Source organism: Rhizobium sp. 05N49, from assembly GCF_056396805.1.
Genome location: NZ_JBFTME010000005.1, coordinates 311,340 through 330,186 on the forward strand (window position 1 = coordinate 311,340; position 18,847 = coordinate 330,186).

General features: G+C 61.0%; 17 protein-coding genes. 5 read left to right on the forward strand and 12 right to left on the reverse strand.

Annotated elements, in window-relative coordinates:
• Position 1: 1 nt before the first annotated feature.
• The 5 genes from AC1DF8_RS13340 to AC1DF8_RS13360 form a co-directional block, all read right to left on the reverse strand.
• Complete coding sequence (locus AC1DF8_RS13340; protein ID WP_478153868.1) at positions 2-1,021, reverse strand: ABC transporter permease; 1,020 nt, start codon at positions 1,019-1,021, stop codon at positions 2-4.
• Positions 1,011-2,561: a sugar ABC transporter ATP-binding protein gene (locus AC1DF8_RS13345; RefSeq protein WP_478153869.1), complete on the reverse strand. Its 1,551-nt coding sequence runs from the start codon at positions 2,559-2,561 to the stop codon at positions 1,011-1,013. Before AC1DF8_RS13345 ends, AC1DF8_RS13340 begins: the two co-directional genes overlap by 11 nt.
• 60 nt (positions 2,562-2,621) lie before the next feature.
• Positions 2,622-3,632 (reverse strand): sugar ABC transporter substrate-binding protein, encoded by a 1,011-nt coding sequence (locus tag AC1DF8_RS13350; protein ID WP_478153870.1) that lies wholly within the window; start codon positions 3,630-3,632, stop codon positions 2,622-2,624.
• 114 nt (positions 3,633-3,746) lie between these two features.
• Complete coding sequence (locus AC1DF8_RS13355) at positions 3,747-4,805, reverse strand: ABC transporter permease (protein ID WP_478153871.1); 1,059 nt, start codon at positions 4,803-4,805, stop codon at positions 3,747-3,749.
• Positions 4,802-6,286 carry a sugar ABC transporter ATP-binding protein gene (locus AC1DF8_RS13360; protein WP_478153872.1) on the reverse strand — a complete coding sequence of 495 codons (1,485 nt, stop codon included), beginning with the start codon at positions 6,284-6,286 and terminating at the stop codon, positions 4,802-4,804. The genes AC1DF8_RS13355 and AC1DF8_RS13360 overlap by 4 nt, the downstream gene beginning before the upstream one ends.
• Before the next feature lie 234 nt (positions 6,287-6,520).
• Here AC1DF8_RS13360 and AC1DF8_RS13365 point away from each other — a divergent pair, with 234 nt between their 5' ends.
• Together AC1DF8_RS13365 and AC1DF8_RS13370 are read left to right on the forward strand one after the other, a co-directional pair.
• Positions 6,521-7,567, forward strand: a complete 1,047-nt coding sequence (locus AC1DF8_RS13365; RefSeq protein ID WP_478153873.1) for a substrate-binding domain-containing protein — start codon at positions 6,521-6,523, stop codon at positions 7,565-7,567.
• 76 nt (positions 7,568-7,643) lie between these two features.
• Complete coding sequence (locus AC1DF8_RS13370; RefSeq protein WP_478153874.1) at positions 7,644-8,852, forward strand: acyl-CoA dehydrogenase family protein; 1,209 nt, start codon at positions 7,644-7,646, stop codon at positions 8,850-8,852.
• 70 nt (positions 8,853-8,922) lie between these two features.
• Here AC1DF8_RS13370 and AC1DF8_RS13375 read toward each other — a convergent pair whose 3' ends face one another.
• Entirely contained in the window at positions 8,923-10,140 is a 1,218-nt protein-coding gene (locus AC1DF8_RS13375; protein WP_478153875.1) for an SfnB family sulfur acquisition oxidoreductase, read from the reverse strand.
• Between the two features lie 310 nt (positions 10,141-10,450).
• Between AC1DF8_RS13375 and AC1DF8_RS13380 the strand changes: the two genes are divergently transcribed.
• Complete coding sequence (locus AC1DF8_RS13380) at positions 10,451-11,779, forward strand: LLM class flavin-dependent oxidoreductase (protein WP_478153876.1); 1,329 nt, start codon at positions 10,451-10,453, stop codon at positions 11,777-11,779.
• 5 nt (positions 11,780-11,784) lie between these two features.
• On the opposite strand, the gene AC1DF8_RS13385 is transcribed toward AC1DF8_RS13380, so the two are convergent.
• Positions 11,785-12,561 (reverse strand): class I SAM-dependent methyltransferase, encoded by a 777-nt coding sequence (locus tag AC1DF8_RS13385; RefSeq protein ID WP_478153877.1) that lies wholly within the window; start codon positions 12,559-12,561, stop codon positions 11,785-11,787.
• 174 nt (positions 12,562-12,735) lie between these two features.
• Between AC1DF8_RS13385 and AC1DF8_RS13390 the strand changes: the two genes are divergently transcribed.
• Positions 12,736-13,650, forward strand: a complete 915-nt coding sequence (locus AC1DF8_RS13390) for a LysR family transcriptional regulator (RefSeq protein WP_018114816.1) — start codon at positions 12,736-12,738, stop codon at positions 13,648-13,650.
• Here AC1DF8_RS13390 and AC1DF8_RS13395 read toward each other — a convergent pair.
• The 5 genes from AC1DF8_RS13395 to AC1DF8_RS13415 all read right to left on the reverse strand — a co-directional run bounded on the left by AC1DF8_RS13395 (position 13,640) and on the right by AC1DF8_RS13415 (position 17,267).
• A complete protein-coding gene (locus tag AC1DF8_RS13395; protein WP_018114815.1) occupies positions 13,640-13,969 on the reverse strand; it encodes a DUF6665 family protein in 330 nt (109 codons plus the stop codon). The two genes, AC1DF8_RS13390 and AC1DF8_RS13395, sit on opposite strands and share 11 nt — an antisense overlap.
• Positions 13,970-13,987: 18 nt before the next feature.
• Positions 13,988-14,140: a hypothetical protein gene (locus tag AC1DF8_RS13400; protein WP_018114814.1), complete on the reverse strand. Its 153-nt coding sequence runs from the start codon at positions 14,138-14,140 to the stop codon at positions 13,988-13,990.
• 131 nt (positions 14,141-14,271) lie between these two features.
• Complete coding sequence (locus AC1DF8_RS13405) at positions 14,272-14,913, reverse strand: ThuA domain-containing protein (RefSeq protein ID WP_018114813.1); 642 nt, start codon at positions 14,911-14,913, stop codon at positions 14,272-14,274.
• 19 nt (positions 14,914-14,932) lie between these two features.
• Positions 14,933-16,036, reverse strand: a complete 1,104-nt coding sequence (locus AC1DF8_RS13410; protein ID WP_112542720.1) for a Gfo/Idh/MocA family protein — start codon at positions 16,034-16,036, stop codon at positions 14,933-14,935.
• A 31-nt stretch (positions 16,037-16,067) separates the two neighbouring features.
• A complete protein-coding gene (locus AC1DF8_RS13415; RefSeq protein WP_029616420.1) occupies positions 16,068-17,267 on the reverse strand; it encodes an ROK family transcriptional regulator in 1,200 nt (399 codons plus the stop codon).
• Between the two features lie 259 nt (positions 17,268-17,526).
• Between AC1DF8_RS13415 and AC1DF8_RS13420 the strand changes: the two genes are divergently transcribed.
• On the forward strand, positions 17,527-18,795 hold the full coding sequence (locus tag AC1DF8_RS13420; protein WP_478153914.1) for an extracellular solute-binding protein: 1,269 nt from the start codon (positions 17,527-17,529) through the stop codon (positions 18,793-18,795).
• The last annotated feature ends 52 nt before the right edge of the window (positions 18,796-18,847 follow it).

Genomic DNA, 18,847 nt, shown 5'->3' on the forward strand with positions numbered 1-18,847 from the left:
ATCAGATCTCCCGCGTGCGCAGTAATGTCGTGGCCGACACGACGATCAGGATGAGAAGGCCCTGCACACCGCTGACAAGCGTGCTCGGCAGGTTCAGGAGCTGGAAGCCGTTGGTGAGGAATCCGATGAACAGCGCCGATATCAGCGTTCCCAGAATGGTCGGCACCAGCCGCCGCGAAAAGACCGAGCCGAGCAGCGCAATGACGACGACAGGCAGCAGCGCCTCGCCCGAACCGGTCGTGCTGCCGCTGAGATAGGAGACCGAGAGAATGCCGGCAAAACCGCCGCAGAGCCCGCTGGCGATGAACGCGCCGGCAAGCAGCCGCTTTAGCGGCAAGCCGGCGGCGCGTGCCGCGTCCGGAAACTCGCCGACGGCATAAAGCCTGAGCCCGATCGGCGTATATTGCACGATCGCCGTGGCAATTGCCGTGAAGCCGAGCAGTACGTAGGCGAGAATGGGGATGCCGAAACTATCGGAGGCCGAAACAGCCGTCAGAAAATCGGTTGACGCAGGTACGACGGTGTTCTGCGTCAGCACGAGTTCGAGGCCGGCGACAACATTCATCACTGCGAGCGTAGCTAGCAGCGGGACGATTCCCGCGAGTACGATGGCGACAGCGTTTACCGCGCCGATCGCAACACCGGTCAACAAAGCCGCCGCCGCCGCTGTTGCGTCACCATAGCCAAGCTGGATCAGGGTCGCATAGACTGCAGCGCTTAGGCCCATATTGGCCGCAAGCGACAAGTCGATGCCGCCGGTGACGACATTCGAACCTCCGGCGATCAGCACGCCTGTCAGGCCGATCGCCAATATACCGGAAATGGCGGACTGACCGAGAACATTGCCGATATTGCCGACAGACAGAAAATAAGGCGCCGTCAAAGAGAACACGCCAAGGATGGCCGCAAAGGCAAGCAGCGAGCCGAAGCGGAGCACCGCGACCGCCGCTGCGCCCCTGGCTTGCGACACGGGGTCCGTGGACGCGGTGGGAAGAGGCCCGAAATGAACGTCAGCCGACATGGCGCAATCCTTCCGAAGCGCCGGTCGAGATCGACAGGACTTCATCCGTTGTGGTTTTCGAGGAATCGAGCTCGCGGATCAGCCGGCCGCGGAAAAATACCAGGATCCTGTCCGTAATCCCGACGAGCTCCGGCAGGTCGGAGGAGAGAACGATAACGCCGGCCCCACGTGCGGCCAGTTCGCCGATCAGCGTATAGATTTCGACCTTTGAGCCGATATCGACGCCGACGGTCGGTTCATCCAGCAGGTAGATTTCCGACTGGCGGCTCAGCCATTTGGCGATCGCCACCTTCTGCTGATTGCCGCCCGAGAGTGTGCGGACCAACGCATCGCGCCCGGCCGTTTTGATCTGCAGCCGCTTGATCAGGTCCTCGGTATCGGAGTTTTCACGCTTGCGATTGAGGAAGCCGAAACGGCTGTAGCGGGCAAGGCTCGGGAGGGTGATATTCTCGGTCACACTGAGATCGAGGCCGATGCCGTGTCCGCGCCGATCCTCGGGAACAAGCGCAAGCCGGCGGTCGACCGCTTTTGCGGGGTCGCCGGGCCATGCTGTTCGTCCCTCGATTTCAATCTCGCCGCTTGCGGCCTGTTCCAGACCGAAAAGCGTGCGGATCAGGTCCTTTGCGCCGGAGCCGAGGAGGCCGGTGATGCCGAGCACCTCGCCGCGGCGCAGGCTGAAACTGACGTCGTCAAATCGGTTGGGTGCCGAAAGCCCCCGGATATTCAGGATCGCTTCGCCGAGCTCGACCCGGCGCTTGGGGAACATTTCGGCGATGTCGCGCTCGATCATCAGACCGGCGATCGCCTTGGCTGAGGTCTCGCTTGTCGGCAGCGAGGCCACATCCCGGCCGTTGCGCAGTACGGTGACGTGATCGCAGAGTTCTTCGATCTCGTTGAGATAATGCGAGATGTAGATAATCGTGACACCTTCGTCGCGCAGCCGGCGGATCAGGCGGAAGAGGATTTCAGCCTCGCGCCGTACCAATGCAGCGGTCGGCTCATCGAAGACGAGAACTTTCGGCTGATGGAGCAATGCCCGCGTGATCTGGACGATCTGCTTTTCGGCGGTCGAGAGCTCGCCGATAAGGGCGTTCTTCGGCAGAGTGATCCCAAAATAATTGGCAAGGATCTCGCCGGCGCGTTTCTGCATTGCCCGGCGATCAAGGAAGGGTGTTCCCGCACGCCGCGTCTCGCGGCCGAGAAACAGTGCCTCGCCGACCGTGAATGTCGGAACCAGCAGTCTGTCCTGATGGATGAAATGAATGCCGAGCTCTTCGTTCAGATGCGGTGTCAGCCGATCATAGGCTTTGCCTTCGATTTCGATCGTACCTTCGTCCGCGACATGCAGCCCGGCAAGCAGCTTGATCAGCGTCGACTTGCCGGCTCCGTTCTGGCCGACGAGGCCGTGGACGGTGCCGCGACGTATGGCGAGTGATGCGCTGGCCAGTGCCTGGGCGCCGCCGAAGCGCTTGACGATATGATCGAAGCGAATGATGACATTATCGTCGGCTGTCGCTTGCGTCGGGACGGGTACAGTCATGATGCCGCTTTCCAGGGACATGCGGACCCTGCGGCATCAGCCGCAAGGCCCGCCTTGATATCAGCCGATACCGAGCTTCTTGATGATCTCGGAGACGTTTTCCTTGTTGGCCAGCAGCGCCGGTACGTAGGTCTCGCGCTGCAGCGTCTGGCCGGCGAGCAGCCTGGCAACGTTGCGGACTGCGACACGGCCGATCTCCGCCGGCTGCTGGGCAGCATCGGCGCCAGCCGGTGAATTCTTGTCGGCAACGAGCTGGAGAACCTCCGGGCTGCCATCGACGCCATAGGTGCGGATTTCGTTGCGGCCGGCGGCGGCGATCGCCTGCGTTGCGCCGAGCTGCGGAATATCCCAGGCCGACCAGACGGCCTTGATCGAGCCCTTGTCCGGATATTTGTTGAGGATCGCAGTGATCTGCGTGAAGGCGTCCTGGACCGTATTCGGGATGACGTCGCGCAATTCCGGCTGGAGGATCTTCACCTTCGGGAAATACTTGACGACGTTGACGAGCTGATCGTAGCGGATGGCGCAGGGCGTGACACCGTAGAAGCCGTTGAAGACGACGATATTGCCTTCTCCGCCGATATCGGAAACGAGCTGCAGGGCGAGGTCCTTGCCGATGCCCCAATTGTCCGACGTCGTGTTGTTGATCGAATTGGTCGAGCCGACATCGACGGTCAGAACCGGAATGCCGGCGTCACGAGCCTTCTTCAGCCAGGGGTCGATGACGCTGAGCGTGCCGAGGATCTGCACCAGCGCATCCGGCTTCTGGGCGACGAGCGTCTGCAACTGGGCGATCAGCTTGCCGTCGTTACGCCCGGCATCGACTGCGATCGGCTCGCCGCCAAGCCGCTTCACCTCTTCGATCTGGGCATTATAGACCTGCAGATCGAAATAGTGGTCCGTTCCGGTGGCGCTGATGGCGATGCGCTTGCCTTTCAGGGAAAGCCCTTCGTCTTCGGCCCTTACGGCCGGTGCGGTCAGCATGCTGGCGCCTGCAAAGGTGGCACTTGCGACGGCAGCAAGTTTCAAGATTTCACGGCGTCCGAAGCCGCCTCCAAGTCCTTCATTCATAACGATACCCTTTAGATTTGATAGGCTATAAATTATATAGATTTAAGGTGCATAAGAGGTACGTTATTCCAAAAGCATGCGGTCGCAGGAAATTTTCTGAAGCTAAAGCTGGCTTCAGCGATCGCTGTTGCGACCGAGCCCATAGGTCAGGGCAAGTGCTCCGACGAGCACGGCGCCCTTGACGAAATCCTGCGTGTAGTAGGGAGCGTTCAGCATCGTCAGGCCGTTGAGCAGCACGCCGACAAAGACGGCGCCGACGATGGTGCCAAGCACGTTGGGTCGGCGCAGGTTGAGGACGGCAAAGCCGATGAGGGCGGCAGCGACCGAGTCCATTAGCAGCGATCCGCCGGAAGAGACATCGCCGCGCCCCACACGGGCCGCGATCACGATACCGCCAAGGGATGCCAGGGTCCCAGAGATGACATAGGCGAGCGTCTTCAACCGTGTGGTGGAGGCGCCGGCAAGCCGTGTCGCCACCTCGTTGCCGCCGGTGGCAAAGAGCAGCCGGCCAATGCGAGTGCGCTCGGTCAACACGAACAGGACGATGGCAACGATGGCCATCAGCACCACGGAGACGGGCAGGGTGGCAAAGAGGCTGTAGCGGCCGATCAGCAGGAAAGCCGGATCATAGGCGCCGGTCGCCTTGGAACCGTCTGGCAGGACAAGGCCTGCCGAAATCGACCGCCCGGCCGTCGGAATAAGCTGCAGGCCCGAGAGCAGGAACATCATGGCAAGGGTGGCCAGCAGGTCGGGGACGCGAAGCCGCACGATGAGCAAGGCGTTGACGAGCCCAACCGTGGCGCCGAAGGCAAACACCAACGGCACTGTGGCGAAAACATCGAGATGCCAGACGATCATCGCATAGCTCGCGGCCATGACGCTGGAGGCGGCGACCGCACCGATCGAGAGGTCAAAACCGCCGACAGCAAGTGTTACCGTCACGCCGGCACCGAGGATCGCAACGACAGATACTGCCTGGAGGATGCTCATCAGGTTGCCGATATTGACGAAGGCCGGTTGCGCGATCGTGAAGCCGATCATCATCAGTCCGAGCAGGATGAACACCGCGCCGGCGCGCAGAAAGCTGCCGAGCGCTGGGACGCGGGCACCCTGGCCGTGGTTCTGTGCGGTGGAGCCTGCCGTTGGCAAGGCCTCCTCATCGATGGTTGTCATGCGGAACGTTCCTGTCGGGATGAAGAAGAGGCATCGTCGATAAAATCGGGCAGCAAGGTGTGGTGCTCGATTGTCAGGATGCGGTCGGCGACCTCGTAGGCCTCTTCGGGATCGGATGTGGCGATCAGCGTCGCGCGGTCGGTGCGCGCCCGGATTGCCTGGATGATGTCGTGGCGGGCGCCGACATCGACGCCCTGGAACGGCTCGTCGAGCAGCAGTAGCCGACTTGGCTCCGCCTCCCAGCGGGCGATGACAGTCTTCTGTTGATTGCCGCCCGACAGTGACCAGATCGAGGCGCGCGGACCGGCGGCCTTGATGCCCAGCCGGGAAATGGCCTGTTCCGCCTCGCGCCGCTCGCGGCCGCCGAAAAGCAGGCCGCTCGGATACCATTTGGCAAGATGCGGAAGGCTGATGGTGGCTGCGAGCGAATTGCCGGGCCACGCCGCCGGCATCAGCGAGGAGCGATGGCGATCCTCGGCTGCCATAGCGACGCCTGCAGCAATCGCCTCGGCCGGCGATTTCGGCCGATAAGGCTTGCCGTCGAGTTGCATCGCGCCGTCAGCCATGTCTCGAATGCCGAAGATCGACGACAACAGGCGGCTTTTGCCGGCCCCCAGCACGCCTGTGATGGCAACGACCTCGCCTTCATGCAGGGTCAGGTCGAAGGGCTTGCTTGACGGCAGAAGGCGAATGCGATGCATTTCGAAAAGGGCTGAGCCCGTGGCCGGGCGGGCGTCTGGCCGCGCTGCTTCAAGCCTGCGACCGATCATCGTTTCGATGGCGCTGGAAAAGTCGATCGGCCGGTTGAAGCTGCCGACGATGCGGCCGCCACGCATGACAAGCGCCCGGTCGGCGATGGCCTCGAGATCGGCGGTCCGATGGGATATATAGAGGATGGCAAGGCCTTGCGCCCGCAAGGTGAGCAGGATGTCGAACAGTCGCCTGCTCTCGTCCGTCGAAAGGCTTGCGGTCGGTTCGTCGAGGATCAGCAGCTCGGCCTTGTCAGCAAGCGCGCGGGCGATCGCGACGAGCTGACGGTCGGCCGCAGTCAGATCGCCGAAATCCCGGTCGAGCGGCAACGAGGAGCCAGCGGCATCAAGCATGGCGCGCGCTTCGCGGCGCACGCTTGCGCGGGAAAGGAAGAAGGGCGTACTGCCCTCCGCAAAGCGATGCAGCAACAAAGCGTCGGCAACCGTCAGCCCTGCTGCTCCGACAAGATCAGTCGACTGGTGCACGGTGACGACGCCGGCCTTTGCCGCCTCGGATGGCGTTTTGGGTGAAAAGGTCCGGCCATTCAGACTGATCGTGCCGCCGTCAGCCGCCAGCACGCCCGAAACAATTTTCACCAGCGTCGATTTGCCGGCGCCATTGGCGCCCATCAGCGCGACGATTTCGCCCCGCTCGATGGAGAAGTGGGCGCCGGAAAGCGCGCGGGTGGACCCGAAACTGCGGGTGATATTGTCAACGTGAAGGAGCGGCATCGGGCATATCCGGGTCTGCTTTCGAGCCGCAATATTGGCCCGACGTATGCCTGAACTGCGAGGCAAGCCTTTGCCGCGGTCACGCAGCGACGGGAACAAAGATTCTCCTGAACCGCAAAAAATCGGATCATTAAATCTACTAAAAACATAGAGTTTATATCTAATAATTTCATGCGTCGCGGGGAGCTGCTAACCTGTCAGACGACGCTCTCGATTGACTAGAGGATCGCGACGATGAAATCCCTCGCACGGCTGGCGCTCTCTGCAGCCGCAATTTCTTTCACTCTCTGCCAGACCTCCTTTGCCGCCGGTCTGAACGGCGCACCGGCCCCCTTCGACAAGGGCGGCGTCAAGGTGGCGCTGATCAGCTACATCTCGGCGGGTGACTTCTTTCAGGCCTATCAGGCCGGTGCGGAAGCCCAGGCCAAGGCGCTCGATATCGATCTGCGTGTGTTTCCCGGTCGGCAGGATGCCGCCGAGCAGCGTGAGCAGATTCTGCAGGCGATCAATCTCGGCGTAGCTGGTATCGTCGTCGATCACGGCCTGCCGGAATCGCTCGGCGATGTCGTCCAGCAGGCGCTGGACAAGGGCATCAAGGTCGTTGCCTTCGACGTCAACCTCAACAATCCCAAGGTGCCGCAGGTGGAGCAGAGCGACCATGAACTCGCTCGGCTCGGCCTCGACCAGGTCGTCAAGGACAATGGCAAGAGCTTCAAGGCCGGTTATGTCTATGTCGCAGGCTTCGCGCCGCTCGACCGCCGTAACGAGGTCTGGGAGAAGTTCAAATCGGAGAATTCCGGCGTCGTCGAGAAGGCCCGTTTCGGCAATGTGAGCGATACGACGGCGACCTCGACGGCCGATCAGGCGAAAGCCGCGCTGACCGCCAACCCCGATGTCAGTGTCGTCTTCGCTCCCTATGACGAATTTGCTCGTGGCGTGAAGCTCGCCGCCAATGACCTTGGCATCGCGAGCAAGGTGAAGATCTATTCAGCAGATGTCTCCACTGCCGACATTCAGGAGATCACCGAAGAGGGCAGCCCCTGGGTTGCAACCGTCGCCACCAATCCGGCTGTCGTCGGTGCCGTCTCCGTTCGTGCCGCCGCTCTTCAGATCGCCGGGCAGGAAATCCCGCATCAGATCACAGTGAAGCCGACGCTCCTGACGCAGCAAAGCCTGCGTGCCGCCGGCGTCAAGACGATCGAGGATTTGGCGCAGAAAATCCCGGCCTTCAGCACAAGCGACGCGGCAACCGCGAGCTGGATCCCGGACAAGCTTTTCTAAGCTGCCTGCCTCGATCTTCCGGCGGGGGTTGTGCGGCCCCCGCCGGCCCCATTTCTAGAAACCGGAGTTTCATTCCATGAGCCAGTCCAATGTCGTCTTCGCGACCAACCGTAGCGCGACGCGAGCGGACCTCTTTGCCCGCGCTGAGGACATCTCGGCCGACCTTTCCAGGCGCGCCGCCGAACTCGACCGTGAAGGTCGTCCACCGCTTGCCGAGATCGTCAAGCTGAAGAATGCCGGTCTGCTGAATGCCCTACATGATCAAAAGATCGGTGGCGGTGGCCTTGATTGGGTGGATGGCTTGCGGCTCGTGCGCATCCTGGCGCGCGGCGAAAGCTCCATCGGCCAGCTTCTCGGCTATCACTTCGTCAATAGCCAGTATGTCTATTGGGCGCTTGAGGAAGCCCGCGCTCATGCGCTAGGCACTGAAACCGTGGCGAAAAACCTCTATTGGGGTGCTGCTGTCAATCCGCGCGATCCAGGTCTTGTTCTCACCCGTCGCGGTAACGGTTATGTGCTGAACGGACGTAAGTCCTTCTCTACCGCCGCTCATGTCTCCGACTACATCAATGCCAACGCCACGCTCGGCGACAAGATCGTCGGGTTCGCGGTGCCGACCAATCGGCCCGGCTATCAGGCCAATGACGACTGGGACAATTTCGGTCAGCGGCTCTCTGACAGCGGCAGCGTCGAGTTCCACGATTTCCCTGTTTATGAGGAGGATTTCGTTGGCGTCCCGGTTCCTCCCGATGCCGCCCCGCAGGTACTTTCCACCTTCAACACGCCGCTGATCCAGCTCGTCTTCGTCAACTTCTATCTCGGCAGCGCTGAAGGCGCGCTCCAGACTGCCATCGACTATGTGCGCACGACGACGCGTCCCTGGGTCACTTCGGGCGTCGAGCGGGCTGCGGACGATCCCTATATCCTGGAGCGGGTTGGTGAGTTCACCGCCGCGCTGAAAGCCTCCGCCGCCCTGGCCGATGCAGCAGCGGCGACTGTCCAGGCAGGACTTGCAAAGGGCCATGCTGTCGCCGCCCGTGAGCGCGGCGAGGCGGCGGCGGAAGCCTATGCCGCCAAGGTCCACGCCACCCATGTCTCGCTCGATATCACGTCTCGCGTCTTCGAACTGACCGGCGCGCGCTCCACAGCGGAGAAATATCGCTTCGACCGTTTCTGGCGCAATGTGCGCACCCACACGCTGCACGATCCGGTCTTCTACAAGGCCAAGGAAGTCGGCGAATTCGTGCTGAACGACAAGATCCCCGAAGTCAGCCTCTATAGCTGAGAAGGCGAGCCATAGCGAAAAGAACCCCATTTCCGGTGACGGAAATGGGGTTGTTAGTTGAGGAGAGGGTTCAAAGTGCGCCGTTCTTCGGTGGGATCACGCCGTTCAGGTGATAATTGCCGACGACGTGGTACTTCCAGCGCACGGGATCGTGCAGCGTGTGGGTGCGTGCATTGCGCCAGTGCCGGTCGAGATTGAGTTCGGCCTTGACGGCGGAGGTGCCCGCAAGCTCGAAGAGCGTATTGGTCGCTTCGATGGCGATCTCGGTCGTCAGTACCTTGGCTGCGGCGACAGCAAGCGTGGCTTCAACGACGGTTGCTTCCGTCGTCTCGATCTGGGCCGCATCGACTTTCTGACCGGCACGTTCGAGGAGTGCTGCAGCAGCTTCCAGCCGGATGGCGATCTGTCCGACCTTCGAGATCGTCAGCGGATCCTCTGCGGCGCGTTCGAGGCCGCTGTCCATCCAGGGGCGCGATTTGGTGCGCACGAATTCGAGCGTCTCCGCAAAAGCGGCCCGCGCGATGCCGAGATCGATGCCGGCATGGACGATCTGGCCGACCGAGCCGATGGTCGTCGGCCGCTCGAAACCCTTGTGGTGACGAACGACGGAATCTGCGTGGACATAGACATTGTTGAGGATGGTCGTGCCGCTGCCCGTTGTGCGCTGGCCGAAACCGTCCCAGTCGTCGATGATCTCGACGCCCTCGGTTCCCTTCGGCACGAAGGCCATGACAAGCCGGTCTTCCTCATCGAGCGCGAACACGGTGACCCAGTCAGCGAACAAGACGCCCGTCGAGTAGTATTTCTCGCCGTTGATGCGATAGCCGGTTCCGTCTCTGACAATGCGGGTATTATAGTGGCCGACGGTTTTCGTGCCGCGCTCAGAAAGCGCATTGCCGAAACGGTCACCGGCAAGCGCCCTGCCGAAGAAATACCGCTTCTGCTCCTCGCTGCCATCCACCCGCAAGGCTTCCAGGATGTAAAAATGGTTCTGCGGGATCTGGCCGATCGAGCCATCTGCTTCCGCCAGGATCGCGGTCACTTCGGCCAGAACGGCATTCGAGACATCAAGCCCGCCATATTGCGCGGGAACCGCAATCGCCAGCAGGCCGGATTGTGCAAGCGCGTCGAGTTCGGCGAAAGGTAACCGGCGTTCAGCATCGCGCCCGACGGCGGTGGCGGCGAATTGGGTGGCAAGCGCGCGGGCCGTCTCAAGTGCCTCCTCGTCGCTGGCAATGCGGGCGGCCACGGGCCGGATTTGGTCTTGTTGCCTGAGCACGGTCGTCATCGATTTCTCCAGTTCTGACCGTCGTATGGGTGAAAGAAATCGACACGAGAGGTAAGATTATAAATTCTATAGATGTGCTAGAAAATGAAAAGTGCTTGCTTATCCGGAGCTCGGGTCGGCGGCTAGCCTATCCCTCCGTCCATCTCACCGGAAATTGACTGTTATGCCGATTAAATCGTCGCGGGAAAAACGCGAACCAATCTCGAATAACGGCGCGCGAACCCCTAGGTAAACGCAGGCATACGTCATTCCGGCATCCGCGTTCAGCAGAGGGCAGGCGGTCGCTTCACTCCGATCCACGAGGAAAAACATGACCCGTTCACGGCAGTTGCGCCTCGGCGCCTTCATGCGTCCCGTCAGTCTGCATACCGGCGCATGGCGCTATCCGGGTTCCTATCCAGACGCCAATTTCAATTTCGCTCATATCAAATCCTTCGCGCAGAAGCTCGAAGCCGCGAAATTCGACGCCTTCTTCATGGCGGATCATCTGGCTGTGCTCAACATGCCGGTTGAGGCGCTGAAGCGCAGCCACACCGTGACTTCTTTCGAGCCCTTCACGCTGCTTTCGGCGCTCGCCGCCGTTACCGAAAGAATCGGGCTTGCGGCAACGGCATCCACCACTTTTGACGAGCCCTATCATGTCGCCCGCCGTTTTGCTTCGCTCGATCATCTGAGCAATGGTCGCGCCGCCTGGAATATCGTCACCACGTCCAATCCTGATGCGGCGCTCAACTTCGGTCTCGACGAGCATGTGGAACATGGCGAGCGCTACAAACGGGCGCGCGAATTCTACGATGTCGTCACCGGTCTCTGGGACAGCTTTGCCGACGACGCCTTTGTCCGTGACCGCGAGAGCGGAATTTATTTTGATCCCGAAAAAATGCACGTGCTCAACCATAAGGGCGACGAACTGAGCGTGCGCGGGCCACTGAACATTGCCCGCCCGGTTCAGGGCTGGCCCGTCATTGTGCAGGCCGGCCAGTCTGATCCCGGCCGCCAGCTCGCTGCCGAAACTGCCGAGGTGGTCTTCTGTTCGCCGCGCGACCTCGATGGCGGCAAGGCACTCTACGCTGACATCAAGGGCCGGATGCAGGCTATTGGCCGCAATCGCGATCACCTGAAATTGTTGCCCGCCGCCTTCGTCGTCATCGGCGACAGTATCGAGGAGGCGCGCGCCAAACGTCTTTCCCTCGACAGCCTCGTTCACTACGACAGCGCCATCGCCTCGCTTTCGATCGCGCTTGGCCATGATGCCTCCGGCTTTGATCCGGATGCGCCGCTGCCCAGTGATATTCCGGACACAAACGCCAGCAAGACGGGCCGCGCCCAGGTCATCAAGCTGGCCCAGGAGGAAAACCTCACCGTCCGTCAGCTCGCCCAGCGTTACGGCGGCTATTCCGGCCTTGCCTTTGTCGGCACGCCGGGGAGCATTGCCGATGAGACGGAGCGCTGGCTGGATGAAGAGGGGTCCGACGGTTTCAACGTCGTCTTCCCTTATCTGCCGCAGGGGCTCGACGACGTCACCATGCGCCTGGTGCCTGAGTTGCAGCGCCGTGGCCTGTTCCGCAGGGAATACGAGGGCACGACGTTGCGTGAGCATCTCGGCCTGCCGCGGCCGGAGAACCGGTTCTTTAGCTGAGGTCGTCAGGGGTGGGCGACGATCAGGCGCAGGGACCCTTCGAAGAAGGGCTGCGTGCGCAGATATCCATAGCGCGCATCCCACTTGCCGTCCTGAAGATCGCGGCCGAGCTCGGCTACGAAACGCTCGCCGACCGATGGATCGACAAAGCTCCAGGCCGAATTTGCGAGCCGGGAGCCGGGATCGAGCATACGCTCCGGCCGCCCGTAATAGGCCTCACCGAAACCATCGATGCAGGCAAGCGGGATTGGTACGGGCAATATCTCGACAGTGCCGCCGAGATAGTCGGCAACAGTCTGCATGGCCGGATAACGGCTCGCCTCGATGGAGATCATCTCCGGCGCATAGTCGAACAGCCATGAGCGTTCCAGCTCATTGGGATCGCAGCTCAGGACCAGTACCGGACCGCGCGAGACGCGCCGCATTTCCGAAAGACCGGCCTTGAGGTCGGACCATTGATGCACGGTGAAGGTCGCCATGCTCGCATCGAAGGACTGATCGGCGAAGGGCAACTTTTCCGCCGTCGCATCGATCGCCTCGGGCAGATGTGCCGGGCGCTGCGCACGCATGGAGGCAGACGGTTCGACCGGCGTCACCTTCCGGTCGATCGGCTCGTAGGAGCCGGCGCCCGCGCCGACATTCAGAACGGTCTCGGCATTGCCGAGTGCTGTACGAATGAACTCTGCGATATACGGGTCGGGTTGGCGATACCTTGAGTAGTTGGTGCCGATCACGCCGTAATTGGCGTCGCCCGCACTTCCGTCACTGTGTCTGCTGTTCACGATCACTCTCCATAAATTGCTTCGAAAGCAAAGCTTCGCCATTGCCGGCACGCGTTGCAGTCCAGCATCCTTTGTTCCTGAAAAGGCATTCGATAGTTCGCGAGCCATAATAAACACCATGGAATTCCGTGTGAAAACCGATATGATTGAACAGATATTGTTCGGAAAACGCACATGGCTCGCCGCATTCCATCGCTCAATGCGCTTCGCGCTTTCGAAGCCGCCGGCCGTCTCGGCCGCATGACGCTTGCTGCCGATGAGCTTAATGTCACCCATAGCGCCGTCAGCCGTCAGATCCAGCATCTCGAAAATGTGCTCGGCGTTCCCCTCTTCGAGGGTCCGAAGAACAGGTTGCGTCTGACTGAAGCCGGTAAGACGCTGCTGTCGGGGCTGAACGTTGCCTTCGACCAGATTGATAACTCCGTTCGCGCGGTCGCCGATACCGAAGATGGCGCGCTCGATGTGTCCTGCCCCGGCACTTTCACCATGCGCTGGCTCATCCCGAGGCTTTATCGATTTCAAGCGGAATATCCCGATATCGACGTGCGCTTGACCGCCTCATCGCGCCCGGTGGATTTTGCTCGCGACAGTTTCGATGTCGCGATCCGCGTCGGAACCGCACCCTGGCCCGCCGGCGCAGATGTCATCCCGCTCTTTCCGGAGCAGACCGGCCCCGTACTATCACCGTCCCTGGCCGAGACCGTAGGTAAGCGCTTCATTGGTGCTGCGCGGCTTCACACGCGTAGCCGGCTGCGTGCCTGGGGCGACTGGCTTGCGCGCTCCGGTGTTGTCTTGGAAGCAGGTGGCCGCGTCGAATACGAGCATTTCTATTTCATGCTGGAGGCGGCTAATGCCGGGCTTGGCGTCTGCGTTGTTCCCTGGCCCTATGTGACGGATGATATCCGCTTCGGCCGGCTGGCAGCGCCGCATGGATTTCTCGAAAGCGGCCATGAATATGTGGCGCTGCGCCGGGCGAGGCGAAACCGCAAATCCACGCTCTTTTGCGAATGGTTGGAAAAGGAGGCGCGCGCATTCCCGCTCTCGCATCCGGCGCCAGCGACACAGAGCCAGACCGCCGCTATTTCCTGACGACGCCAACTCGTGCCAGTACCTCACCGGGGATGCCGTATCGCTGGACAATGTCCTTGTTGTTCCGCAGCCCGCAAATCTCGCGTTGGACAAAGAGCGCCCAAACGGCGTCCGAGGCGTCGTTGACCAGCGTTTCGCGTTGCTCGGCGGTGTGGCGATCGGGATTCCAAGCCTTCAGGGCAGAGAGAGCCGATTCGACTTTGAGGCCGTTGCGCCCGAGTGAACTGGCGCGCTCCGACATGAGCTCGTACTCGAGTACATTCACCCCGCCTTCGGCCGAAAAGGACTGCCTGAAGGATTGCGGCGGGCGAACGCTCATCGGACTATCCTCGCTGGATTATTGCGTCGGCACGCCGGTGACCTGGACATAGATCCATGCCAATGCAAACACGACGATGACCGCAGCGATGATCATGAGCTTGCGGAGCAGGGGATTGGGAGCTTTCGGCGGGGGCTTCGGCTTGCGAAACTTGATAACGTTGTCGCTCATGGTCTTGCTGTCTGGTTCGTTCTTCCTACAGCAGTAACGCATATCGACGGGTTTGGCACCCGTGTCATGCCCAAATATGCGCTTTTCATGTGGGCCGCCGGCGAGAAGCCGGCAGCCCTGATATCAGGCGATCAACGAGCCGCCCAATTGGCGCCGCGACGGAAGATCGTCCTCATCTGCGGCACGTCGAATTCCTTGGCGACATGGCCGAGCGAGGAATAGAAGACGCGGCCTTTGCCGTACTTGCGCTTCCAGACGACCGGCATCGTCACGCCGTCGATCCAATAGGCATGTTCGCCGGTGAAGGTCGTCGTCGCCAGCACCTCGTTCGAGGGATCGACATGCATGTAATACTGCTCGGAATTATAGGGGAAATCAGTGATCCCCTCCATCAGCGGATCGTCCGGCCGGGTGATGTTGACGGTGTAGTTGATGATATTGCCGGGATGGGCAACCCACTGGCCGCCGATGATGAACTGGTAGTCGGTTGACTCACGGAAGCTGTCGCCGGCGCCGCCGTGATAACCCGCGATGCCGACGCCGCTTTCGATCGCGGCAGCGAGGTTCTTCACCTCTTCCTTCTCGATCTTCGACATCGTGATAACGGGGACGATCAGGCTGAGATCATGGATCGACGGATCGGCGAAGGCCTCCGTGCTGTGCTCGACATAGACCTTGAAGCCGTCTTCCTCGAGAATGTCCTTGATGATTGCGGCGCATTGTTCCGGTTCGTGGCCGGCCCAGCCGCCCCAGACGATCAGTGCTTCACGCATCGTGTATTCCTCCTGAAAATTACTTGCCGAGCAGTCCGTCGACGAGGGATTGAGAAAGCGGAGCAGGGCGCTCCGTTGTCGTGGTAAGGCTTACGGTGCTGCCCGTGTCGGATGCCTTCTGGAAGGCTTCCATGACTTCCAGCACATGCAGCGCCAGATCACCGTTTGCGCGATGCGGTCGGTTCGACCGGATGGCATGGGCGAGATCGGCCACACCGAGAGAGCGATAGTTGCCGTCGGCATAAGGCAGGGTCACCGGCTGGTCCTCAAACTCGCCGCCCTTCTTCAGATATTCGACCGGGCCGGCGAAGCGGTTGGGGTCCGGCACGATCAGCGTGCCTTCGGTGCCGTAGACTTCGAGTGGCACATGCTTGTGGCCGGCGACATCGAAGCTCATGCCGATCTGCACGACAGCACCGTTGGCGAAAGCCATGACGCCGGCGACATGCGTCGGAATATGAACCGGAATGCGCTCGCCGTTGCGCGGCTCACTGGTAATAATGCGCTCTTTGCGCGGGGTCACCGCAAAGCCGGCGACTTTGGCGACCGGTCCGAGCAGGTTGACGAGATCGGTGATGTAATAGGGACCCATGTCGAGCATCGGGCCGCCGCCAACTTCATAGTAGAAGGCCGGGTTGGGGTGCCAGCGCTCATGGCCGGGGCACATGAAGGTCGCGGTCCCGCCGACCGGGATGCCGATCACGCCCTCGTCGATCAGTGCGCGGGCAGTCTGATGGCCGCCGCCAAGGAACGTGTCGGGGGCCGCACCGATACGCAGGCCCTTGGCCTTTGCGGCATCCGCCAATTTTTTCCCTTCCGCGAAATTAATCCCCAGCGGCTTTTCCGAATAGGTGTGCTTGCCAGCATCCAATGCCTGTAGCCCGACGGCGACATGGGCCTTCGGAATGGTCAGGTTGACGATGATCTCGACCTTGGGATCAGCGAGAAGCTCATCGACCGTGCGGGCTTGAAGATTGAATTCCGAGGCCTTTGCCTCTGCAAGTTCGCGATTGAGGTCGGCCAGTCCGCGGATCTCGAGGATCGGAAATGCCGATGTCATCGCCTTCAGATAGGCGCCCGAAATATTGCCGCATCCGATGATGCCGATACCGACTTTTTCCATCATGTCCTCCATAAATACCGGTTTTTGCGCGTCAAAGCGCAGGCCCCGTTGTGCTCCAGGGCGATTCGTAGAGTTCGTAAAGGGCGACAGCGGCGGCACCCTGCGCCCAGAAATCGTCGGTCGAATCGTCGAAGACGAGTTCGCTGACGCCTTTGAGCGACGGCGGAATTGCCAACGCATAGGCATCCCGCAAGCTGTTGAGGAAGGGCTCACCCAACGCAAGCGAGGAGCCGACGAGAATGACTCGTGGCGGCGCAAACAGCGTGACGATATTGGCGATTGTCAGCCCCACCGCCTCGCCGGCGCGCACGGCCGCGGCAATGAGCCGGTCGTCGTCGGCCTGGATCAGCGCCTGCACATGCGTCATGCCGCGGCCGAGGCGTACCGCTTCGGCAAAGCGTCCATCGGCCTGCTGTTCGCCGAGAATGGCACTTTCGCCGGCCTGACTGGAAAGTCTGACGACGCCTTGCTGGCCCATGCCGAGAACCAGGTCGCCCAGATTGTGGCTGAGACCGCCGGCACCGCGAAAAAGCTGATTGTCGTGCAGCACGCCGAGACCGAGCGTCTGCTCCAGCGAGATCAGCACCATGTCTTCGAGATCGCGGGCCTTGCCGAACCAATGATGGCCAAGCGTTATGGCATGTGCGTCGCTCTCTATGATGGTCGGTGTCGACAGGCGGGCGGACATTTCCGCAGCAAAATCAATGTTGGCTTCACGGAATATGGGGCTCGAACGGATGTGGCCGGTACGGTGTTCGATGACGCCGGGAAGGGCCAGGCAGATGCTGTCTATATCATCGAGCGAGAGGCCGATATCGACGACGCAGCGTCGCACACCATCCTCGATGAGATCGGCAATCACGGCAATCGGCTGTCGATCAATGCGGATCGGCAGGGTGAGTTTGGAGAGCACGTCGCCGCGGAAATTGGTCACGACGAAGATCATGCGGCTGGCGGCGATCTTGGCGCCGACAACGCGGGCAGCATCCGGATTGACCTCAAGCATGACGCGCGGCCTGCCACGCACCGCCTCGTTGCGGATATCGCCCTCGTGAATCGGCAAAATGAGCCCGTCGTCGAGAAGCGAGGCGGTAATGGCCGAAACTGTCGTCGTGGACAATTCAGTGCGTTCGCTGATCTGGATGCGGGAGATCGGGCCGTGGCGCCGGATCGTATCCAGCACGTTCAAGCGGTTGATGGCACGCATCAATTCAGGATCGGCAGTCTTCATCGTCTCGTGCGCACCTAAACTGTCATAGGGCCTCGCGATTTTTTTCGAGAGGCAAATTAAATTCGCCTTGTTGTAGATCTGATTTTCGCAATCGCGCAATAGAAATTTCCGTAATTGCATCATTTTGCGCATCCTTTGCCGCTTTTTCAGGCAGGGTATTGACAGAGAGGCAAAGGCTGCGATTATTTAATCCGGATACAGAAATAAAGCGCCTCGGGAGGAGTGCCACGTGCTGACCACCAAAACTCATCGCATCAACATGCTGTCGGCGATCGCAATTGCTGTTGCCGGCTATTGTGCATCGACGGCTACGGCTGCCGCCGATACGACCATCCGCTGGCTCCACCTGGAGCAGGTTCCAGGCACCATCGAAGTGTGGAACAAGCTCGCCAAAGACTTCGAAGCGAGCCATCCTGGCGTCAAGATCGAACTGCAGTTCCTTGAAAACCAGGCCTTCAAGGCGAAGCTGCCGACGCTGCTGCAGTCAAACGAGGCGCCGAGCTTTTTTTACACCTGGGGCGGCGGCGTGCTGAAGGCGCAGGCCGAGACCGGAATGCTGCGGCCGATCGATGCCGCGCTTGATGCCGATGGAGGCGCATGGCGCAACGGCACCAGCGCCGCGACGATCGATGGCATGACTTTCGACGGCAAGGTCTGGGCAGCGCCCTACAAGACCGGCCTCGTCTCCTTCTTCTACAACAAGGAACTGTTCAAGAAGGCCAATGTCGACGCCACCCAAATCAAGACCTGGGGTGACTTCCTTAACGCTGTGAAGACGCTCAAGGCCGCAGGCATCGTGCCGATCGCCGGCGGCGGTGGCGACAAGTGGCCGATCCATTTCTACTGGGGTTATCTCGCCATGCGCGAAGCCGGCCACGACGGTTTCGAAAAGGCCAAGGCCGGCGAGGGTGATGGTTTCGCCGGTGAGGCCTTCGTGAAGGCCGGCGAGCATCTTGCCGAACTCGGCAAGCTCGAACCCTTCCAGAACGGTTATCTCGGTGCCACCTGGAACGACGCGCTTGCTGCGTTCGGMGATGGCCGCGCGGCGATGCTGCTCGGCTTTGAAAACACCAACGACACCTCGCGCGCCAGCTCGACCAGCGGCAAGGGCCAGCCGGACGACAATATCGGCCGCTTCCCGTTCCCGGTCGTTGAAGGTGCTCCCGGTGTGGCAACTGACTACCTCGGCCGTCTGAACGGTTGGGTTGTCACCAAGAATGCGCCCCCGGAAACCGAAGAATTCCTGAAATTCCTCGGCAACCCGGAAAATCAGAAACTGCTGGCCCAGAAGACCGGCATCATTCCTGTCGCCAAGGGCTCGGCCGATGGCGTTCAGAATGTGCTTCTGAAGGACAGTGCGGTGGCTCTCGACCAGGAAACCTGGCACCAGAACTTCCTCGATCAGGATCTCGGCCCGAATGTCGGCGGTGTCGTCAACGACATGACGATGGATATCGTCTCCGGTTCGACGTCGCCGGCCGACGCCGCCCAGCAGATCCAGGACGCCTACTCGCTCGAAGCGAAGTAAAAATCCGCCGGCGCTCAAGCAGGGCGCCGGCTTCTTCTCACTCGCGGCGCAG

Excerpts from the sequence above, each read along its gene's own strand:
- AC1DF8_RS13340 (WP_478153868.1), bottom strand. The coding sequence starts at position 1,021 with ATGTCGGCTGACGTTCATTTCGGGCCTCTTCCCACCGCGTCCACGGAC.
- AC1DF8_RS13345 (WP_478153869.1), bottom strand. The coding sequence starts at position 2,561 with ATGACTGTACCCGTCCCGACGCAAGCGACAGCCGACGATAATGTCATC.
- AC1DF8_RS13350 (WP_478153870.1), bottom strand. The coding sequence starts at position 3,632 with ATGAATGAAGGACTTGGAGGCGGCTTCGGACGCCGTGAAATCTTGAAA.
- AC1DF8_RS13355 (WP_478153871.1), bottom strand. The coding sequence starts at position 4,805 with ATGACAACCATCGATGAGGAGGCCTTGCCAACGGCAGGCTCCACCGCA.
- AC1DF8_RS13360 (WP_478153872.1), bottom strand. The coding sequence starts at position 6,286 with ATGCCGCTCCTTCACGTTGACAATATCACCCGCAGTTTCGGGTCCACC.
- AC1DF8_RS13365 (WP_478153873.1), top strand. The coding sequence starts at position 6,521 with ATGAAATCCCTCGCACGGCTGGCGCTCTCTGCAGCCGCAATTTCTTTC.
- AC1DF8_RS13370 (WP_478153874.1), top strand. The coding sequence starts at position 7,644 with ATGAGCCAGTCCAATGTCGTCTTCGCGACCAACCGTAGCGCGACGCGA.
- AC1DF8_RS13375 (WP_478153875.1), bottom strand. The coding sequence starts at position 10,140 with ATGACGACCGTGCTCAGGCAACAAGACCAAATCCGGCCCGTGGCCGCC.
- AC1DF8_RS13380 (WP_478153876.1), top strand. The coding sequence starts at position 10,451 with ATGACCCGTTCACGGCAGTTGCGCCTCGGCGCCTTCATGCGTCCCGTC.
- AC1DF8_RS13390 (WP_018114816.1), top strand. The coding sequence starts at position 12,736 with ATGGCTCGCCGCATTCCATCGCTCAATGCGCTTCGCGCTTTCGAAGCC.
- AC1DF8_RS13395 (WP_018114815.1), bottom strand. The coding sequence starts at position 13,969 with ATGAGCGTTCGCCCGCCGCAATCCTTCAGGCAGTCCTTTTCGGCCGAA.
- AC1DF8_RS13400 (WP_018114814.1), bottom strand. The coding sequence starts at position 14,140 with ATGAGCGACAACGTTATCAAGTTTCGCAAGCCGAAGCCCCCGCCGAAA.
- AC1DF8_RS13405 (WP_018114813.1), bottom strand. The coding sequence starts at position 14,913 with ATGCGTGAAGCACTGATCGTCTGGGGCGGCTGGGCCGGCCACGAACCG.
- AC1DF8_RS13410 (WP_112542720.1), bottom strand. The coding sequence starts at position 16,036 with ATGGAAAAAGTCGGTATCGGCATCATCGGATGCGGCAATATTTCGGGC.
- AC1DF8_RS13415 (WP_029616420.1), bottom strand. The coding sequence starts at position 17,267 with ATGAAGACTGCCGATCCTGAATTGATGCGTGCCATCAACCGCTTGAAC.